The following is a 17,074-nucleotide window of genomic DNA, read 5'->3' as shown; positions in this document are numbered from 1 at the left end:
CCAAGGCCGTGTACGTCGGCCGCACCCCGCTATGGCCGGTCGACCGGCTGGACGCCTGGCGGGCAGCGCACCCGAAGCGCGGAGAGCAACTGACCTTTCCCGAATGGGAAGTAAGTGACCCTCCTCCCCTCAGCCCTTAGCTCAGATTCCCTCGCGTTCGCGGACGTCCCGGCGGACACTTGGGGCGCGTTGCCGGAGCTCTCTGAGGAGGATGCCGATGCGGGACAGTCATCGCGGTGAGGCCGAGCGGCTGCTGGAGCGGGCCGTGGACGAAGAGGTCCGGCGGGCGGCGGGCACTGCGGCCCCGGCCGACAGGGCGGCGCTGCTGGCGCGCGGCCGGGAGGCGCTCGACGGGCTCGCGACGAGCGCCGCCTCCGAGTACGAGGCGTACGTACGGGCTCTGGACGAGGCGGCGGCCGGGAACGAGTCCCTGGGCGAGGCGTTCCGGCGCGGCAACACCTCGACGGCCCTGCTGGTCACGGCGGTGGCGGCGGCCACGGCCATCGGAGCGGACCTCGCCTTCGGCGTGGCGGCGGGAACGGCGCTGACCACCGGGGCCGTCGTGGGCGTCGCGGGGGCGGCGACGACGGTAGCCAAGGTGATGGCCCTGCACCTGCCGGCCGCGAACCGGCGGGCGGGCGAGCTCGGCCGGCCGGGCGGCCCCGAGCAGCTGAAGCTGCAGTGGCTGACGGCGCTGGAGGTACGCGGGATCCGGCCGTTCCTTGAGCAGCAGCGGGCGGTGGCGGCGGCCGCGCGGGCGCCCCGGCCGGCCCGGCCGGTCACACCGGCCGCCCCGCAGCTGCGCGGCGCGGACCGCAGCGCGGAGGCGCGCCGGCGCGGCATGCTGGAGCAGTCGTTCGGCCAGCTCCCGCTCGCGGAGGGGGTGTTCGCCGGGCGGCGGGCGGAGCTGATCCGGATCGAACAGTGGGTGCGGGCGGCCCGGGCCAGTACCGAGACCCGGCCGGTGGTCGTCGTCCTGCACGGCGAACCCGGGGTGGGCCGCACGGCCCTGGCGCTGCGGGCGGCGCACGCGCTGCGGGACCAGTTCCGGGGCGCCTGCGTCGTGGACCTGCGGGGCGGCTCCCCCGGCGGGGAGTCCCCGCTGTCCACGCGGGAGGCGCTGCTGCACCTGCTGAACCGGCTGGGCGCTCCGCGCGAGCAGTTGCTGTTCCGCGAGGGGGCGTCGGCGGAGCAGCAGGTACGGCGGCTCGCGGAGCTGTACCACCAGCACCTCCAGGGGCAGCCGGTGACGGTGGTCCTGGACGACGCGGTGGACGCGGCGCAGGTACGCATGCTCGTGCCGGAGCGCTCCGACAGCCTGGTGCTGGTGACGGCGCGGGAGCCGCTGGAGCTGCCGGCGGATCTGCGGGCCTGGGTGCACCGGCTCCCGGTGACCCGGCTGGAGGACGGCGCGGCCGCGGAACTGGTGCGGTCGGCGGCTACGGCGGCGGGCGCGGCCCCGTACGAGCCCGAGCCCGAGGCCGAGGCCGGCGACCCCGCCCGCGACCCCGCCCTCGCCCGGCTCCTCGCCCTCGCCGCCGGCCTCCCGCTGGCCCTGCGCGTCCTGGCCCCCCTCGGCACCGATACCCCGGGCACGGCGGTTGACGGGTCCGGGGCCAGTGCGGGCGGGCCGTTGTCGCGGGCGCTCGGGGTGGCCTACGGGCGGCTGCCCGAGGAGCGGCGGCGGCTGCTGCGGCGTCTCACCCTGGCCGGGCGGGCCTCGCTCGGCCCGTCGGCCGCGGCGGCGCTGATCGACGCGGACCGGGTGGAGGCCGGGCGGCTGCTGCGCGAGCTGGCACGGGCGGGACTGCTGGACCACGTACGCGGGGAGCGGTACCGGATGCACGACGCGGTGCGCGCGTACGCGGCGGCGCGGCTCGCGGCCGACGAGGACCGGGCGGAGGCGGCGGCCGCGCACGAGCGGCTGATCCGGAATTACGCGTTGCTCGCGGACTCGGTGATCCGGATGGTCGACGGGAAGATGTCCACCCGCGCGAACCACTTCGGCGGGCACGGCTTCGCCTCCCTGGACGCGGCGCTGCGCTGGCTGGACGACGAGTCGAGTTTCATCACGGCGGCGCTGCGGCACTCCGAGGGCGTGGACCAGCAGGCGGTGCTGGATCTGCTGGGCGCGCTCTGCGACTTCTGCCTGCTGCGCGGGGACCTGTACCGGCTCGGCGAGATCAACGAGCTGACGCGGGCCGTGGACCAGGGGCGCCTGGCCCGCTCGGTGCAGTGGCGTACGGGCATCGCGGCGCGCCAGCTGGGCGAGCTGGACAAGGCCCGCACCACGCTGACCTCGGTGGTGGACCAGTACCGGCAGGCCCACCAGGACGCGGGCGCGGGGATGGCGCTGATCTCGCTCGGGATCACCCTGCACCACCAGGGCCACCTGACGGAGGCGGCGGCCCGGATCCGCGAGGCCCTGGCCCTCCAGGAGCCGGCGGAGCTGGCGGGCGACCGGGCGTGGGGCCTGCACGCCCTCGGGGCGGTGGAACGTGACCGGGCGCGCCTCGGGGAGGCGATGGCGCTGCTGGAGCGGTCCCTGGCCCTGCACCGGGAGAACGAGAGCGTGCACGGGGAGGCCTGGGCGCACTTCCAGCTGGGGCAGGTGTACCTGCGGCTCGGCGACGTCGGCCGGGCGGAGGCGGAGCTGCGCCTGGCCCTGGAGCTGTACGGGCGCACGCGCGACGACCGCGGCGAGGCCTGGGCGTCGACGCAGCTGGGCCGGGCCCGTGTCCTGGACGGGGAGCCGGGTGCGGCGGTGGAGCGGCTGCGGGAGGCGCTGGCCCGGCACCGGGACGCGGAGGACGCGCGCGGGGAGGCGTGGACGCTGTACTACCTCGGGCACGCGCTGGAGGAGTGCGGCGAGCTCGATCCGGCGGTACGGGAGCTGGAGCGGGCCCGGACGATGTTCTCCCGGATGCGGGACGTGTACGGGCTGGCGCACGCCCGCCACCACTCGGGCCGGGTGACCAGGGACCAGCGGGCGGCGCAGACGGGCAATCTGCGCAACTCCGGGTTCGCCCGGCAGCTGCTGGTGGACGCGCGGGCGGATTTCCGGCGGACCGGTCTGGCACACGGCGAGGCGTGGACCTGCCTGGAGCTGGCGGTGGTGGACGCGGGCAACGGCCGGGTGTCGCAGGCGCTGGACCTGTGCGAGGAGGCGGTCCGGCTGTTCATCTCGTACGGGGACCGGCGCGGGGAGGACTGGGCGCGCTTCCTGCGGTGCACGGTGCTGCCGTACGCGCTGCCGTCCGCCCCGGAGGAGGCCCGGGCGGAACTGGACCGGCTGGCGGCGGCTCCGCACCCGGCGCGGGACGCGCGGCTGGCGGACTGCCTGGAGACGTACGGGGTGGTCCTGGGCCGGGGGGTGGATCCGGCGGAGGGCTGGCAGGCGTGGCGGCTGGGGATGGTCCCGGACCTGCGCGCGCGGGAGGTCATGGGGGTGCCGGCCGCGGCGCCCTCCCCGTGACGGAGCACGCGGAATCCGCCGCCCACCGGTTTCCGGAGGGCGGCGTTCACGCGGGGGTACCTACGGCGCCCGGTTCCCGTCCCCGGCCGGGGACGGGGCCGCCGGCTCCGGGGCCTCCTGGAAGTCGACCCGGCCCATGTGCCGGCTCATCGACTTCATCAGGCCCCACACCCCGAGGGCGAGGGCCGCGAACACCAGGAAGCCGAGGATTCCGGGGGTCACCTTGTTCTTGTCGAAGGTGTCACCGGCCAGCGGAAGGAGCTCGGTCAGTGCTGCCTGCGTAGCGCTCATAGCTACGCATTGTCCCGGATGCCCGCGAAGAGGTCGGACTCGGGGAGGGTGGTGTCGACGAGCGACTTCGCCAGCTCGTACTCCTCCGTCGGCCAGACCTCCCTCTGGATCTCCATCGGGACGCGGAACCAGCCGCCGTCCGGGTCGATCTGCGTGGCGTGCGCGACCAGGGCCTTGTCGCGGATCTCGAAGAAGTCCGCGCAGGGCACGTGCGTGGTCAGGGTCCGCTCGGTGCGCTCGAACTCCTTCCACCGCTCCAGCCACTCCCCGTAGGGGGACTCCAGGCCGCGCGCGAGCAGCGCCTCGTGCAGGGCGATGGTGCGCGGCTTGTTGAAGCCCTGGTTGTAGTAGAGCTTCCGCGGCTGGTACGCCGGGCCGAACTCGGCCTCCGGGTACTTCTCGGTGTCGGCCGCGCCGTCGAAGGCGACCATCGAGATCTTGTGGGTCATGATGTGGTCGGGGTGCGGGTAGCCGCCGTTCTCGTCGTACGTGGTGACGACCTGCGGCTTGAACGCGCGGATCTTCTTCACCAGCTCGCCGGCGGCCTCGTGCACGTCCGCGAGGGCGAAGCAGCCCTCGGGCAGCGGCGGCAGCGGGTCGCCCTCCGGGAGGCCGGAGTCGACGTAGCCGAGCCATTCCTGGTCGATGCCGAGGATCTGGCGCGCCTCCTCCATCTCCTTGGCGCGGACCTCGTGGATGTTCTCCTCGATGTACTTGTCCCCCTGGAGCTTGGGGTTGAGGATCGAGCCGCGCTCGCCGCCGGTGCAGGTCACGACGAGCACGGGCACCCCCTCGGACACGTACTTGGCCATGGTGGCCGCGCCCTTGCTCGACTCGTCGTCGGGGTGGGCGTGGACGGCCATCAGTCGAAGCTGCTCGGTCAAGACAGGATCCTCTGTGATTCGTCAGCGTGGGCGGTTTCTATACTGACCGAATCGGGGGACGGAAAATTCCATGGGCGGCACGGGATCTGAGACCGCCCGGGCTCCACGCCCGGCCCCTCTCCGAAAGGAACGATCATGAGCGCGGTGCGCGAAGGACTCCCCGAGGGCCGGTACGGCCGGTCGGCGGACGAGCGTGCGGACCGGAAGCTCAAGATCCTCGGCTCGGTGCTGGGCGTCGGCCTGCTGGGTGTGATCGGCTGGATCGGCTGGGACTACGTCGCCGGTCAGAGCGTCAGCGCCGAGGTGATCAAGTTCCAGCTCGTCTCGGACTCCGAGGTGAAGGTGCACCTGGAGGTCCGCAAGGAGGCCTCGGTCACCGGTGTCTGCACCCTGAGCTCCCAGGACAAGGAGCACGGCGAGGTGGGCCGCGCGGACTTCACGTTCGGCCAGCGCGCGGACCGCGTGGACGAGGTGGTCACGCTGAAGACCACCGGCCGCGCCGCTATGATCGAGCTGGTCGGCTGCCAGGCGGCCGACTCCGCGGGCTGACCCGCCTGACCCGCCCGGAGACGGCTGACCCACCCGGACACGGCTGACCCGCCGGACACGGCAGCCGCGCCCGGCACGGCAGCCGCCCCGAACCCCGCCACGCCGGATCTGGAACGGCGTCCGCGCGCAATGACACACTTCATACACATCGTGTCCTCCCCCTTTTCTTCCCGAATTGTTAGGCTCGTGGTTTCGCCCGCCGCTGGCGGCTTTGTAGTCCCCTGTACCGACGAGGAGCACCCGTGACCCAGACGAGCGAGAGCGTCACCTGGCTGACCCAGGCGGCGTACGACCAGCTGAAGGCCGAGCTGGACTACCTCTCTGGTCCCGCACGCACGGAGATCGCCGCCAAGATCGCGGCCGCCCGCGAGGAGGGCGACCTGCGTGAGAACGGCGGTTACCACGCGGCCAAGGAGGAGCAGGGCAAGCAGGAGCTCCGGGTCCGGCAGCTGACGCAGCTCCTGGAGAACGCCAAGGTCGGCACGGCTCCCGCCTCCGACGGCGTGGTGGCTCCGGGCACGCTCGTCAAGATCGCCTTCGATGGCGACGAGGACGACACCATGGAGTTCCTGCTGGCCTCCCGCGAGTACGCGTCCTCCGACTTCGAGACGTACTCCCCCCAGTCCCCGCTGGGCAGTGGCGTGCTGGACAAGAAGATCGGCGAGGACGCCGAGTACGAGCTGCCGAACGGCAAGAAGGCCACGGTCAGGATCCTCGACGTCAAGCCGTTCACCGGCTGATCACCCCCGTACACGAGAGCCCCCGACCGGACGATCCGGTCGGGGGCTCTCGCGTACGGGAGGGCGGGGTGGGGGTGAGGTGGGGGGACGCCGGGTGGGGCTTACGCCGTCGCCGAGCGGTACTTGCGGACCGCGAGGGTACGGAAGAGCACGACGATCAGCACCGACCACAGGACGGACGCGATGATCGGGTGCTGCATCGGCCAGGCCCCGGGCGCCTCGTAGCCCGGCGGCAGGTTGCCGAAGAGCACCCGGGCCGCCTGGACGGTCGCGCTGAAGGGGTTCCACTCCGCGATGGTGCGCAGGAAGGGCGGCATGTTCTCGGAGGGGACGAAGGCGTTCGAGATGAACGTCAGCGGGAACAGCCAGATCAGCCCGCCCGAGGTGGCCGCCTCCGGGGTGCGCACCGACAGGCCGATCAGGGCGCCGATCCAGGAGAAGGCGTAGCCGAGCAGGAGCAGCAGGACGAAGCCGCCCAGCACCTCGCCGGCGCTCGTGTGGGTGCGCCAGCCGACGAGCAGGGCGACCACGGCCAGCACGACGAGGGTGAGGGTGGTCTGGACGAGGTCCGCGAGGGTGCGGCCGGTCAGGACCGCGCCCCGGGCCATGGGCAGCGAGCGGAAGCGGTCGATCAGCCCCTTGTGCATATCGTCCGCGATGCCCGCGCCCGCGCCGGCCGTGGCGAAGGTGACGGTCTGGGCGAAGATGCCGGCCATCAGGAACTCGCGGTAGGCGGCGGGCGAGGTGCTGCCGTCGACGCTGATCGAGCCGCCGAAGACGTAGCTGAAGAGCACGACGAACATGACCGGCTGGATGACGCCGAAAATGATCATCTCCGGGATCCGGGACATCCGGATCAGGTTCCGCTTGGCTATGACCAGCGAGTCGTTGACGCCCTGGACGAGGCCGCCGCGCGGCCGGGGTGCGGCCGGCTCCGGGGTCGCGGAGGTGGGGGAGTTGAGGGAGTCGATGGTCACTTCGCCGGCTCCTTCACCGTCTTGTGGGCCCGGCGGCCCTTCTCGGGTACGGGCTCCTCGCCGTTCTCCTCCGCCGCCAGCTCGGCCGCGTGGCCGGTCAGGGAGATGAACACGTCGTCGAGGGTCGGGCGGCGCAGGGCGATGTCGTCGATCTCGATGCCCCGGCCGTCCAGTTCGCGGATGACCTCGGCGAGCAGCTTGGCGCCGCCCGAGACGAGCACGGTCAGCTTGCGGGTGTGCTCCTCGATCGTGGTCTCGCCCTTGCCGAAGCCGGCGAGGACCGCGCGCGCGTCGGCCATGTGGTCCCGCTCGTGGACGACGACCTCGACGCGCTCGCCGCCCGTCTGGGCCTTGAGCTGGTCGGAGGTGCCGCGGGCGATGACCTTGCCGTGGTCGACCACGCAGATGTCGTGGGCGAGGTGGTCGGCCTCCTCCAGGTACTGGGTGGTGAGCAGCAGGGTGGTGCCGCCGGCCACCAGTTCCTGGATGATCCCCCACAGTTGCTGCCGGTTGCGCGGGTCGAGGCCGGTGGTCGGCTCGTCCATGAACATCACGGGCGGGCGGACGACGAGGGCGGCCGCGAGGTCCAGGCGCCGGCGCATGCCGCCCGAGTAGGTTTTGGCGGTGCGGTCGGCGGCGTCGGAGAGGTTGAAGCGTTCGAGCAGCTCGTCGGCGCGGGCCTTCGCCGCCTTCGCCTTCATCTGGTAGAGCTGGCCGACCATCTGGAGGTTCTCGCGGCCGGTCAGGTACTCGTCGACGGCCGCGAACTGTCCGGAGAGGCCGATGGCGCGGCGGACTTCGTTGGGGTGCTTGAGAACGTCGATCCCGGCGACGACGGCCTTGCCGCTGTCGGGCCGGAGGAGGGTGGTCAGGACGCGCACGGTCGTGGTCTTGCCGGCGCCGTTGGGGCCGAGCAGGCCCAGCACGGTGCCTTCGGGGACATCGAGGTCCACGCCGTCCAGAGCCCGGACATCGCCGAAGGTCTTGACCAGACCTTCGGCGTAGATGGCGCCTGGCATATGGATTCTCCCAGAGCTGATCGGGCCAGCAGAATCGTTGCGTTGCTACGCGAATCCTAGGGTCGCCGGGCAGGCCTCGCCCGGCCGAATGGGGGACCCGCCGGCCGACGGACTGCGGTGAGAGTGAGACCGTATCGCGTTATGTCGCGTCCCACCACGGGAACGCGCGATTCAGGCTTCAGCCATCGCGCTTCAGCCATCAGGCTTCAGCCATCGCGCTTCAGCCCATCACCGTGTACCCCGCGCTGTGCAGCGAGCGCGCGACCTCCGTGCAGTGCTCCGGGCCCTTGGTCTCCAGGTGCAGCTCCACCTCCACCTCGGTGAGCCCGAGCCGCGGATCGGTCCGTACGTGACTCACGTCCAACACGTTCGCATCCACCACTGACAACACCCCCAGCAGACCGGCCAGGGCCCCCGGCCGGTCGGCCACGCGCAGCCGCAGCGACAGGTAGCGGCCCGCCGCCGCCATACCGTGCCGCAGGATCCGCTGGAGCAGCAGCGGGTCGATGTTGCCGCCGGACAGGACCGCGACCACCGGCCCGTCGCCGTACCGTTCCGGCTCGCCGAGCAGGGCAGCCACCGGGCTGCATCCGGCCGGCTCGACGAGCAGCTTGGCCCGCTCCAGGCAGAGCAGCAGCGCGCTGGAGAGCGCGTCCTCGGAAACGGTACGGACGTCGTCCAGCAGTTCGCCGATGATCTGGAAGGGGACGTCGCCGGGGCGGCCGACCTTGATGCCGTCCGCCATCGTGTGCGGGTTGTCGATCGAGACGGGGTGCCCGACCTTGAGCGAGGGCGGGTACGCGGCCGCGCCCGCCGCCTGGACCCCGATGACCTTCACGTCCGGCCGCAGTGCCTTCACCGCGACCGCCACGCCCGCCGCGAGCCCGCCGCCGCCGATGCCGACCAGGATCGTCCGCACCTCGGGGCACTGTTCCAGGATCTCCAGGCCGACCGTGCCCTGCCCCGCGATGATGTCGCGGTGGTCGAAGGGGTGGATGAACACCGCCCCCGTGCGGTCGGCGTAGTCCTGCGCGGCCGCCAGGGTCTCGTCCACGACCTGCCCGCGCATGATCACCTCGGCGCCGTAGTCCTGCGTGGCGGCCACCTTCGGCAGCGGAGCCCCGACGGGCATGAACACCGTCGAGCGGACGCCGAGCAGGGAGGAGGCCAGGGCCACGCCCTGCGCGTGGTTGCCGGCGCTGGCGGCGACCACACCGGCGGCGCGCTGCTCGGGGCGCAGGCCCGCGATGCGCACGTACGCTCCGCGCAGCTTGAAGGAACCCGTCCGCTGGAGGTTCTCGCACTTGAAGTGGACCGGGGAGCCGGTGAGGGCGGAGAGGTGCCGGCTGCCCTCCATCGGGGTGACCCGGGAGACGCCGGACAGCATCTTCTGGGCCCCCCGGACGTCGTCGAGGATGACCTGGGGGACGGGCGTGGGCACGCGGTAGTTCATACGGCCAGTCTCGCAGCCCGGGCCGATCCCCGGCGGGGCGCGGACGGGGTGCGGACGGGTGCGCGGACCCCCTCGCGGGAGACCGGGCGGACGGCTCGCCGACGGCCAGGCGGCGGCCTCGCTGACGGCCGGGCGGCGGCTCCGCAGGGGGCCTCGGCGGGGGTCGGGCGGGCTGGTTCGGGAGGGGCGAAATCTCGCCACGCGGAACAGCCCCCTTGGTCGGTTCTGAAGTGCCCGTATCAGTTCTCGTACGGGGCGTACGGGCCGCCGTACGGCCGCGTACTCTGTCCCCCATCCTTGTCCGACCCTCGCGAAGAGAGCCCACGGCCATGCCCTCCACCCCGGCCAATTCCGATCTGCCCGCGCCGGCCGAAGCACCCGCCGGAGCAGGCCTCCTCGACGCGCTCCAGCACCAGGTGGCGGTCTTCGCCCGCCGGGCCGAGCAGACCCGCCTGGGCGGGGTCGGCCAGGCCCGCAACTCGATGGACCGCGCCGCGTACCTGCTGCTGAACCGGCTCGACCTGGAAGGCCCGATGGGCGTCAAGGCGCTCGCGTGCGGGATGGGCATCGACTCGTCCACCGTCACCCGGCAGGTCGCGCCGCTGGTGGACAGCGGGCTGGTCAAGCGCACCTCGCACCCCGAGGACGGCCGGGCCGTGGTGCTCGCGCTGTCCCCGCGCGGACTGGCGCGGCTGGAGGAGGTCCGCTCCTCGCGCCGCGAGCTGATGGCCCGCGTGACCGAGGGCTGGACCGAGGAGGAGCGCGAGTCCTTCACCGGGCTCCTCACCCGTTTCAACGTCTCGCTGTCCGAGCTGATGTCGGCCGTCTCCGACGCCGGGCCCGCCTCCTGAGCCGGCCCTGAGGCGGACACGTCCGACCTCTTGACCCGGGTGGTCCCACCGGCCGCAATATGAGCCTGTGGACCACCGAGCCGGGCCCTACGCGGAGTTCGAGGCCTTCGTCGCGGGCGCGGCGGGGCGGCTGCTGCGCGTCGCGATCCTGCTGACCGCCGAAGCGGACGCCGCGTCAGGCGCCGAATGCCCCCTCGCACGGCGGCTGCTCGCGGGCGCGCTGGCCCGTACGTACGCGGACTGGGTCCGGCTGCGCGGGGACGATCCGTACGACCACACCCGCCAGGAGCTGTGCGCCGCGTACGCCCACGCCGCCCGGCGGCATCCCGCCGGGACGGGGATCCTCGCCCGGCTGAGTCCGCTGGAGCGGCTCGTCCTGGTGCTGCGGGTGTACGAGGGGGTCGCGGAGGAGGTCACCGCGGCGCAGCTCGGCCTGCCGCCCGAGCGGGTCCGCGTGCTGTGCAACCGGGCCGTGTCGGCCATGCGCGCCGCCGCCACCTCCGGCGGCCGGGGCGCGGCGGGCGCCGCATGAGCATCCCGGACCGCAAGGAGACGCAGGTCCGCCAACTGCTGGAGGGCCCTTACCCGGTGGTGCCGGCCGGACTGGCGGCCGCCGCCGCCGCGCGCGGGGACCGGCTGCTGCGACGCCGCCGTGCGGTGCGCCGGCTCGGCTGGGCGATGCTGTTCGCCGCGGTGGTGGCCTTCACCGTCTGGGCCGCCCTGACCCGCCCGTGGGCGGTCCCGCCGAGCGGGATATCCCCACCCCTGGAGGGCTGGTAGCCCGTGGTAGCCCCGGGGGTGCGACTACTCCGCGACGAGCGCGACCTGCAGCGCGGCCGGGGTCTTGGTGACCATCACATTGACGTTCGCCTTGACGGCCTGGACGCCTGCCGGGGAGCGGACCACCTCGTATCCGGCGGATTCGAGGGCGGTGGCGTAGGCGGCGAGTGCGGAGGCCGTGTCGGAGGTGGTGTAGGTGAGGACGTAGGTGCCGGTGGTGCCGGTGACCGAGGTCAGCTCGCCCTGGGGCAGGGGGAGGTCGGCGGGGAGGTCCGCGGGCTTCTGCTTGCCGTTGACCACGACGCTCGGCGCGGCGCGGCGCGGCGCTGGGGATGGGCTTGGCGCCGGCGCCCGCCGCGGACAACACGCGCCCGAGGCCGCAGCCGGGAGCTGCGGCCTCAGGCTGCGGCCTCGTCGCCAGCGCCTAGCCCAGCGCCTGGGTCAGGTCGGCGAGGAGATCGTCGGCGTTCTCGATGCCGACGGAGATGCGGACCAGGTCGCCCGGCACCTCCAGCGCCGAACCGGCCACCGAGGCGTGGGTCATCCGGCCCGGGTGCTCGATGAGGGACTCGACACCGCCGAGGGACTCGCCCAGGGTGAACAGCTTGGCGCGGTTGCAGACCTCGACCGCCGCCTCCTCGCCACCGGTGACCTGGAAGGAGATCATGCCGCCGAAGGAACGCATCTGCTTGGCGGCGATCTCGTGGCCCGGGTGCTCGGGCAGGCCCGGGTAGAGGACCTTGGTGACCTTCGGGTGGCGGGTCAGCATGTCGGCGACCTTGGTCGCGTTCTCCGAGTGCCGGTCCATGCGCACGGCCAGGGTCTTGATGCCGCGCAGCACGATCCAGGAGTCGAACGGACCGGCCACCGCGCCCATCGCGTTCTGGTGGTAGGCCAGTTCCTCGCCCAGCGCCGCGTCGGCGGTGACCAGCGCGCCGCCGACCACGTCGGAGTGCCCGCCCATGTACTTGGTCAGCGAGTGCACGACCACGTCCGCGCCGAGCGCGAGGGGCTGCTGGAGGTAGGGGGAGGCAAAGGTGTTGTCCACGACCAGCTTGGCGCCGGCCGACCGCGCGATGTCGGCGACGACGGCGATGTCGGTGATGCCGAGCAGCGGATTGGAGGGGGTCTCGACCCAGATGACCTTCGTCTTCGGGGTGAGGGCGGCCCGCACGGACGCCGGGTCCGAAGTGTCGGCCACCGACCACTCCACGCCCCAGCGGGAGACGACCTTCGCGAAGAGGCGGAAGGTGCCGCCGTACGCGTCGTTCGGGATGACCACGTGGTCGCCCGGGGAGAGCAGCGTACGCAGCAGGCAGTCCTCGGCGGCGAGCCCGGACGCGAAGGCGAGGCCGCGCCGGCCGCCCTCCAGCGCCGCGAGGTTCTCCTCCAGCGCGGTGCGGGTCGGGTTGCCGCTGCGGCTGTACTCGTAACCGCCGCGCAGTCCGCCGACGCCGTCCTGCTTGTACGTGGACACCTGGTAGATCGGGGGTACGACCGCGCCGGTCAGCGGGTCCGCCGTATTGCCCGCGTGGATCGCGCGGGTCTCGAAGCTCTGGTGCTCGTGGCTGTCGTCGCTCATGGGCTGATGCTAAGCCCCGTCAGGCGGCATTGGCCTTGGACCGGGTGCGTCTGGTTCGCTTGGTGCCATGGAGATTCTCTGGTTCCTGATCGCGATGGCCATGCTCGTGGCCGTCTTCGGGCCGTATCTGAGGCGCAGGCGCGGCGGTATCCGCCTCGCCGTGCCCGGCAGCAGCGACGCGGCGGACCCGGAGAACTACGGGTTCGTCCGGCAGGAGCAGCTCGACGTCCGCGTCCCCGGGCCGGACGAGGACCTCATGGACGCCCTGGAGAACGTGCGGAGCACCGGGCACTGGCGAGCGGCGTCGCAGCTGCTCGCCGGGACCCCCAAGGAGGGCGAGCGGCGCTGGCAGCGCGTGCAGGCCTTCGGCGGCGCGGCCGCGCTGGAGCTGGTGGAACAGCCCGGGGCGGGCGCGCGCTGGCTGAAGGCGTGGCGGCTGGAGGCGGAGAAGGACCCGGGCGGCGCCCAGGTGCACGCGGAGCTGCTGGTGCAGCAGGCGTGGCGGCACTCGGGCGGGGTGGGCTCGACGGACCACCGGATCATCCTGGAGGAGGCCCGTGAGGCGTGCCGCAAGGCCGCCCTGCTGTCGCCGGGCGACCCGGTCCCGTACATCACGGAGCTGGCGGTCGCGCGGGCGCTGGGGTATTCGGAGGCGGAGTTCGACGCGCTCTGGGCGAAGGTCATCGACCGGGCGCCGGAGCACATGGGGGCGCATCTGGCCGCCCTGCACTACTGGTGCGAGAAGTGGCACGGCTCGCGGGAGCAGGCCGACGCCTTCTCGCACGCGGCGGCGGCCCGGGCCCCGCAGGGGTCGCTGCTGGCGGCGCTGCCGCTGTTCGCGGTGTACGAGCACATCCCGGACGTCGTGCTGACGAACTTCTGGGAGAGCGCGGTCGTGACGCGGGCGGTGGAGGGCGCGCTGTACGCGGTGCACACCGCGCGGCCGGACGATCCGATGCTGGCGCACGTACGGCACATGCTGCTGTCGTTCCTGGTGCGGATGGGGCGCTGGGCGGAGGCGATGGAGCAGGTGCGGCACGTGGACGGGTACGTCGGCGCGCTGCCGTGGTCGATGGCCGGTGACCCGGCGGAGCAGTACGCACTGTTCCGCGCCCTGGCGGTAGCGGGCTACGAGGCAAACGGCGGCACCCCGGCAACCCTCCCCCACTGACGCCGCCCGGCGGACTTCCAGCCCGTCCGGCGAACCCTTCCAGCCCGTCCGGCGTTTGAGGACCGGGTCCGGGCAGAGCCCGGGTGGGGGTCCCCCCGGACGGAGTCTGGGGGAGGAGGAAGGGCGGGTCGGGGACAGCTCCGCGCAGCGGCGCCCCCACCCCGCCCGCCCCCGCCCCGCCCGCCCGCGCAGCACCGGCAAGATCCCCCGCCCCCGGGCGGGAAAACCCCAGGTCATAAGGTGCGCGTAAACAACGCGACCGCACCCGCTTCATCCCGTGGGGGGATACATCCATATGGCCCATATGGCCGCATCACTGCGCGCCTTGCGCGCCCTCGTCCTGCTCGCCGGCTTCTACCTGCTCGGCATCGCCCTGCTGGCGGTCCTCGCGGCCGCCGACTGGGCCGCCGCCACCTGGCTGCACCCGGCTGTCGCCGGCAAGATCCTCATCGTCACGGTCGTCCTCGCGATCCCGATCGTGCGCGGCATGTTCATGCTCCGCACCCCCAAGGGCGAGCCGCTGCCCGGAATACCCGTCACCGAGGGGCAGGAGCCCGCCCTCTGGCAGGCCGTGCGCGAGGTCGCCGAGCAGGTCGGCACCCGCGCCCCCGACGAGATCGTCCTGATCGACGAGGTCAACGCCGCCGTCGGCGAGGACGCCCGGCTGCTGGGCCTGCTGCCCGGCACCCGCCGCCTCTACCTCGGCCTGCCCCTGATGACGGGCCTGGACGAGATGCAGCTGCGCGCCGTCCTCGCCCACGAGATGGGCCACTACGCCAACCTGGACACCCGTCTCACCCCCCTGATCGCGCGCGGCCGCGCCCAGCTGATCCGCACCGTCGCCCACTTCCACGAGCGCGCCGACAAGAAGATCGCCAAGGAGCGCGCCAAGCAGGAGAAGAAGGCCGAGAAGCGGCTCGCCCAGGGCAAGAAGGCCAAGGAGATCGACACCGACGGCGAGGGCGCGATGTACCGCGCCATGGCCGCGGTCTACACGGCGTACGGGAAGTTCTACCTGCGCGCCTCCCTCTCGGGCGCCCGCCGCCAGGAGCTCGCCGCCGACCTGGCCGCCGTCCGGATCGCCGGCCGGGACGCGACCGCCTCCGCGCTGCGCGAGCTGAACGCCCTCGACTGGGCGCACGACTTCTACCTGCGCTGCTACGCCTCCATCGGGCTCGGCTCCGGGCTGATGCCGCCCGAGGGGCAGTTCTTCGGCGGCTTCCGGACCATGCTGGCCGCGCGCTCCGCCGACCTGGACGAGCTGCGTACCGAGCTGTCGACCGAGCCCGCCTCGCCCTACGACTCCCACCCCGCGCTCGCGGAACGCGTCGCCCGCATCGAGGCCCTGCCCGACGACGGCCGCGCCGCCCAGGCCGCCCGCCCGTCGCTGGACCTGCTCGCCGACGCGGACGCCTCGGTGGCCGCGCTGGAGCCGGCCGTGCTGAGCCCGCAGGTGCTCGCGCTGCCGCGGGTGTCCTGGGAGGAGCTGGTCCACGCGACCATGCTCCGGTACTCCGGGCAGCGGACGGCCGCCGTCCACGAGGCCGTCACGGCCGAGGGCGTGACCGGCGGGGGCGTGACCAGCGGGGGCATCGCCGCCGAGGGCTTGACCGGCGACGGCATCACCGGCGACGGCGTCACCGCCGAGGCCGGCACCGCCGAGGCCGGCACCGGCGACCGCGCCGAGGCCGGCGCCCCGGACCTGGCCGCGCTGCTCGACGCGATCGACGCCGACCCGGCGCTGCGCTGGCGCCTCGCCGACCGCTTCCCGAAGTCCGAGGAGGCGGCCGCCGCCACCGGCCGCGTGGCCCGCGAGTTCGCCCGCCCCGTCGTCCGGCGCGCCCTGAAGCAGCTGGCCGACGTCGAGCTGACGGCCCGCGGCCTCGCCCGCTGGCAACTGTCCTGGTCCGAATCCGCCACCCTGGGGTACCGGTCAGACATCTACGACCGGCTGGACGAGGCCCTGGACGCGGCCGTCGCGGACCAGTCCGACACCGAACCCCTGCGGAAGCTGGTGCTTGCCCCGTGATCACCATCCTGATCATCCTCGGCGTGCTGCTGCTCGCCGGCGCCCTGTACGTACTGCGCGGCGTCTACTACATCCGCAAGGCGAAGCGGCTGACCGCCGAGATCGCGGACCTGGAGGCGCGGACCGCGGACTCCGAGGCCCGTACCGCCGCCACCGAGGCCGACGAGAAGGCGCGCCAGGCGGCGGAGGTGGTCGCGCTGGGCTTCGTACCGGAAGCGGACCTCGACACCGACCACGCGGCGCCCGTACCGGCGGAGCGGACGGCCGTCCTGGCGGCCCTGGCCGACGGGGACTGGGAGGTCGGCGCCGCCTACGTCAAGGCGGCCGGCCGGGACTGGGAGGAGCGCTGGCAGCGCGTCCGCGCGCTGGCCGAGGTGGCCGCCGAGGACGACGGGTGGCTGCTGGCCTGGCGCTCCGCGAAGCCCTCGCATCCCGCGGCGGCGCTGGTCAACGCCGACACCGCGGTGATCGTGGCGTGGAACGTGCGCGGCAACCTGGGCGCCCGCCACACCACCACCGAGCAGTTCCGGATCTTCCACGACCTGCTGGAGAAGGCGCGGGTGTGCGCGCGGGAGGCCCAGCGGCTGGCGGACCCGGCGGACCCGGTCCCGTACATGGTCGAGCAGTCCATCGCGCTGGGTCTGGGCTACGAGCCCGAGGAGTACGAGAAGCTGTGGGGGGAGATCGTGGCGCGCGGCCCGAAGGTGCTCTCCGCGCACACGAACGCCCTGCAGTACTGGTGCGAGAAGTGGCGCGGCTCGCACGAGCTGGCGCTCGGCTTCGCCCGGGAGTCGGCGGCGTCCGGCGAGCCGGGTGAGCTCCTGTCGCTGCTCCCGCTGATCGCGTACTTCGAGCAGGACACGCACGAGCCGGAGCTGTCGGCGGAGGTGTTCTACAAGGCGCCGGAGATCCGCGCGGCGGTGGACGCGGCGCTGGAGGACCTGGCCGCGGCCGACGCGGACGACCCGCGGGCGGTGTGGGTGCGGCACATGCTGGCGTACCTGCTGTTCTGGCAGGACCGGGACGCGGAGGCGGTCGAGCAGTTCCGCCACGTCGACGGGTACATCGGCGCGCAGCCGTGGACGTACTCGGGCACGCCGAAGTCCCGGTACCTGTACGCGCGGGACTGGGCGGTACGGGTCACCGCGCAGGGCTGACCGACCGTCCGTCCGCCCGGGCGGACGGACGGGACGGCGGTCCGGGAATCCGGGGAGTCCCGGGGAATCCCGGACCGCCGTCGCCCGTTATGGGGAGACCACTAGGAGGGAATGAA

16 protein-coding genes are annotated in these 17,074 nt (G+C 73.3%); 9 read left to right on the top strand and 7 right to left on the bottom strand.

The genetic code is table 11. The features are described from left to right. Positions 1 to 217: 217 nt before the first annotated feature. A complete protein-coding gene (locus tag MTF65_RS10730; RefSeq protein WP_243628318.1) occupies positions 218 to 3,475 on the top strand; it encodes a tetratricopeptide repeat protein in 3,258 nt (1,085 codons plus the stop codon). Between the two features lie 60 nt (positions 3,476 to 3,535). On the opposite strand, the gene MTF65_RS10725 is transcribed toward MTF65_RS10730, so the two are convergent. Beyond that, a complete protein-coding gene (locus MTF65_RS10725) occupies positions 3,536 to 3,766 on the bottom strand; it encodes a hypothetical protein (protein ID WP_243628317.1) in 231 nt (76 codons plus the stop codon). A gap of 2 nt (positions 3,767 to 3,768) precedes the next feature. Then, positions 3,769 to 4,650 (bottom strand): mycothiol conjugate amidase Mca, encoded by an 882-nt coding sequence (gene mca, locus MTF65_RS10720; protein ID WP_243628316.1) that lies wholly within the window; start codon positions 4,648 to 4,650, stop codon positions 3,769 to 3,771. 135 nt (positions 4,651 to 4,785) lie between these two features. Between mca and MTF65_RS10715 the strand changes: the two genes are divergently transcribed. Next, entirely contained in the window at positions 4,786 to 5,199 is a 414-nt protein-coding gene (locus MTF65_RS10715) for a DUF4307 domain-containing protein (protein WP_243628315.1), read from the top strand. A 242-nt stretch (positions 5,200 to 5,441) separates the two neighbouring features. Next, the gene (greA, locus tag MTF65_RS10710) at positions 5,442 to 5,939 is read left to right on the top strand and encodes a transcription elongation factor GreA (RefSeq protein ID WP_243628314.1); all 498 of its coding nucleotides are present in this window, start codon (positions 5,442 to 5,444) and stop codon (positions 5,937 to 5,939) included. A gap of 101 nt (positions 5,940 to 6,040) precedes the next feature. Here the strand turns inward: greA and MTF65_RS10705 are convergent, their stop codons facing one another. The 3 genes from MTF65_RS10705 to ilvA all read right to left on the bottom strand — a co-directional run bounded on the left by MTF65_RS10705 (position 6,041) and on the right by ilvA (position 9,388). Then, positions 6,041 to 6,916, bottom strand: coding sequence for an ABC transporter permease (locus tag MTF65_RS10705; protein ID WP_374207198.1), 876 nt, complete (start codon positions 6,914 to 6,916; stop codon positions 6,041 to 6,043). After that, a complete protein-coding gene (locus MTF65_RS10700) occupies positions 6,913 to 7,935 on the bottom strand; it encodes an ATP-binding cassette domain-containing protein (RefSeq protein ID WP_243628313.1) in 1,023 nt (340 codons plus the stop codon). Before MTF65_RS10700 ends, MTF65_RS10705 begins: the two co-directional genes overlap by 4 nt. Before the next feature lie 220 nt (positions 7,936 to 8,155). Continuing rightward, on the bottom strand, positions 8,156 to 9,388 hold the full coding sequence (gene ilvA, locus MTF65_RS10695) for a threonine ammonia-lyase (RefSeq protein WP_243628312.1): 1,233 nt from the start codon (positions 9,386 to 9,388) through the stop codon (positions 8,156 to 8,158). A 329-nt stretch (positions 9,389 to 9,717) separates the two neighbouring features. On the opposite strand from ilvA, the gene MTF65_RS10690 reads away from it, so the two are divergent. The 3 genes from MTF65_RS10690 to MTF65_RS10680 all read left to right on the top strand — a co-directional run bounded on the left by MTF65_RS10690 (position 9,718) and on the right by MTF65_RS10680 (position 11,019). Continuing rightward, positions 9,718 to 10,239: a MarR family winged helix-turn-helix transcriptional regulator gene (locus tag MTF65_RS10690; protein ID WP_243628311.1), complete on the top strand. Its 522-nt coding sequence runs from the start codon at positions 9,718 to 9,720 to the stop codon at positions 10,237 to 10,239. Between the two features lie 67 nt (positions 10,240 to 10,306). After that, entirely contained in the window at positions 10,307 to 10,771 is a 465-nt protein-coding gene (locus MTF65_RS10685) for a sigma factor-like helix-turn-helix DNA-binding protein (protein WP_243628310.1), read from the top strand. Next, a complete protein-coding gene (locus MTF65_RS10680) occupies positions 10,768 to 11,019 on the top strand; it encodes a hypothetical protein (protein WP_243628309.1) in 252 nt (83 codons plus the stop codon). The genes MTF65_RS10685 and MTF65_RS10680 overlap by 4 nt, the downstream gene beginning before the upstream one ends. Positions 11,020 to 11,043: 24 nt before the next feature. Here the strand turns inward: MTF65_RS10680 and MTF65_RS10675 are convergent, their stop codons facing one another. Together MTF65_RS10675 and MTF65_RS10670 are read right to left on the bottom strand one after the other, a co-directional pair. Next, a complete protein-coding gene (locus tag MTF65_RS10675) occupies positions 11,044 to 11,319 on the bottom strand; it encodes a hypothetical protein (protein WP_243628308.1) in 276 nt (91 codons plus the stop codon). 124 nt (positions 11,320 to 11,443) lie between these two features. Then, a complete protein-coding gene (locus tag MTF65_RS10670; RefSeq protein WP_243628307.1) occupies positions 11,444 to 12,601 on the bottom strand; it encodes a cystathionine gamma-synthase in 1,158 nt (385 codons plus the stop codon). A 67-nt stretch (positions 12,602 to 12,668) separates the two neighbouring features. On the opposite strand from MTF65_RS10670, the gene MTF65_RS10665 reads away from it, so the two are divergent. The 3 genes from MTF65_RS10665 (at position 12,669) to MTF65_RS10655 (ending at position 16,958) form a co-directional block, all read left to right on the top strand. Then, positions 12,669 to 13,772 carry a hypothetical protein gene (locus tag MTF65_RS10665; RefSeq protein WP_243628306.1) on the top strand — a complete coding sequence of 368 codons (1,104 nt, stop codon included), beginning with the start codon at positions 12,669 to 12,671 and terminating at the stop codon, positions 13,770 to 13,772. 304 nt (positions 13,773 to 14,076) lie between these two features. After that, entirely contained in the window at positions 14,077 to 15,801 is a 1,725-nt protein-coding gene (locus MTF65_RS10660; protein WP_243628305.1) for a M48 family metallopeptidase, read from the top strand. Beyond that, positions 15,798 to 16,958: a hypothetical protein gene (locus tag MTF65_RS10655; protein WP_243628304.1), complete on the top strand. Its 1,161-nt coding sequence runs from the start codon at positions 15,798 to 15,800 to the stop codon at positions 16,956 to 16,958. The genes MTF65_RS10660 and MTF65_RS10655 overlap by 4 nt, the downstream gene beginning before the upstream one ends. Positions 16,959 to 17,074 lie beyond the last annotated feature (116 nt).

This window comes from Streptomyces sp. APSN-46.1 (assembly GCF_022815725.1).
In the GTDB taxonomy this organism is placed as follows: Bacteria; Actinomycetota; Actinomycetes; order Streptomycetales; family Streptomycetaceae; genus Streptomyces.
The sequence above is the reverse complement of the archived record's forward strand: the minus strand, read 5'-3'. Positions and strand labels throughout refer to the sequence as shown.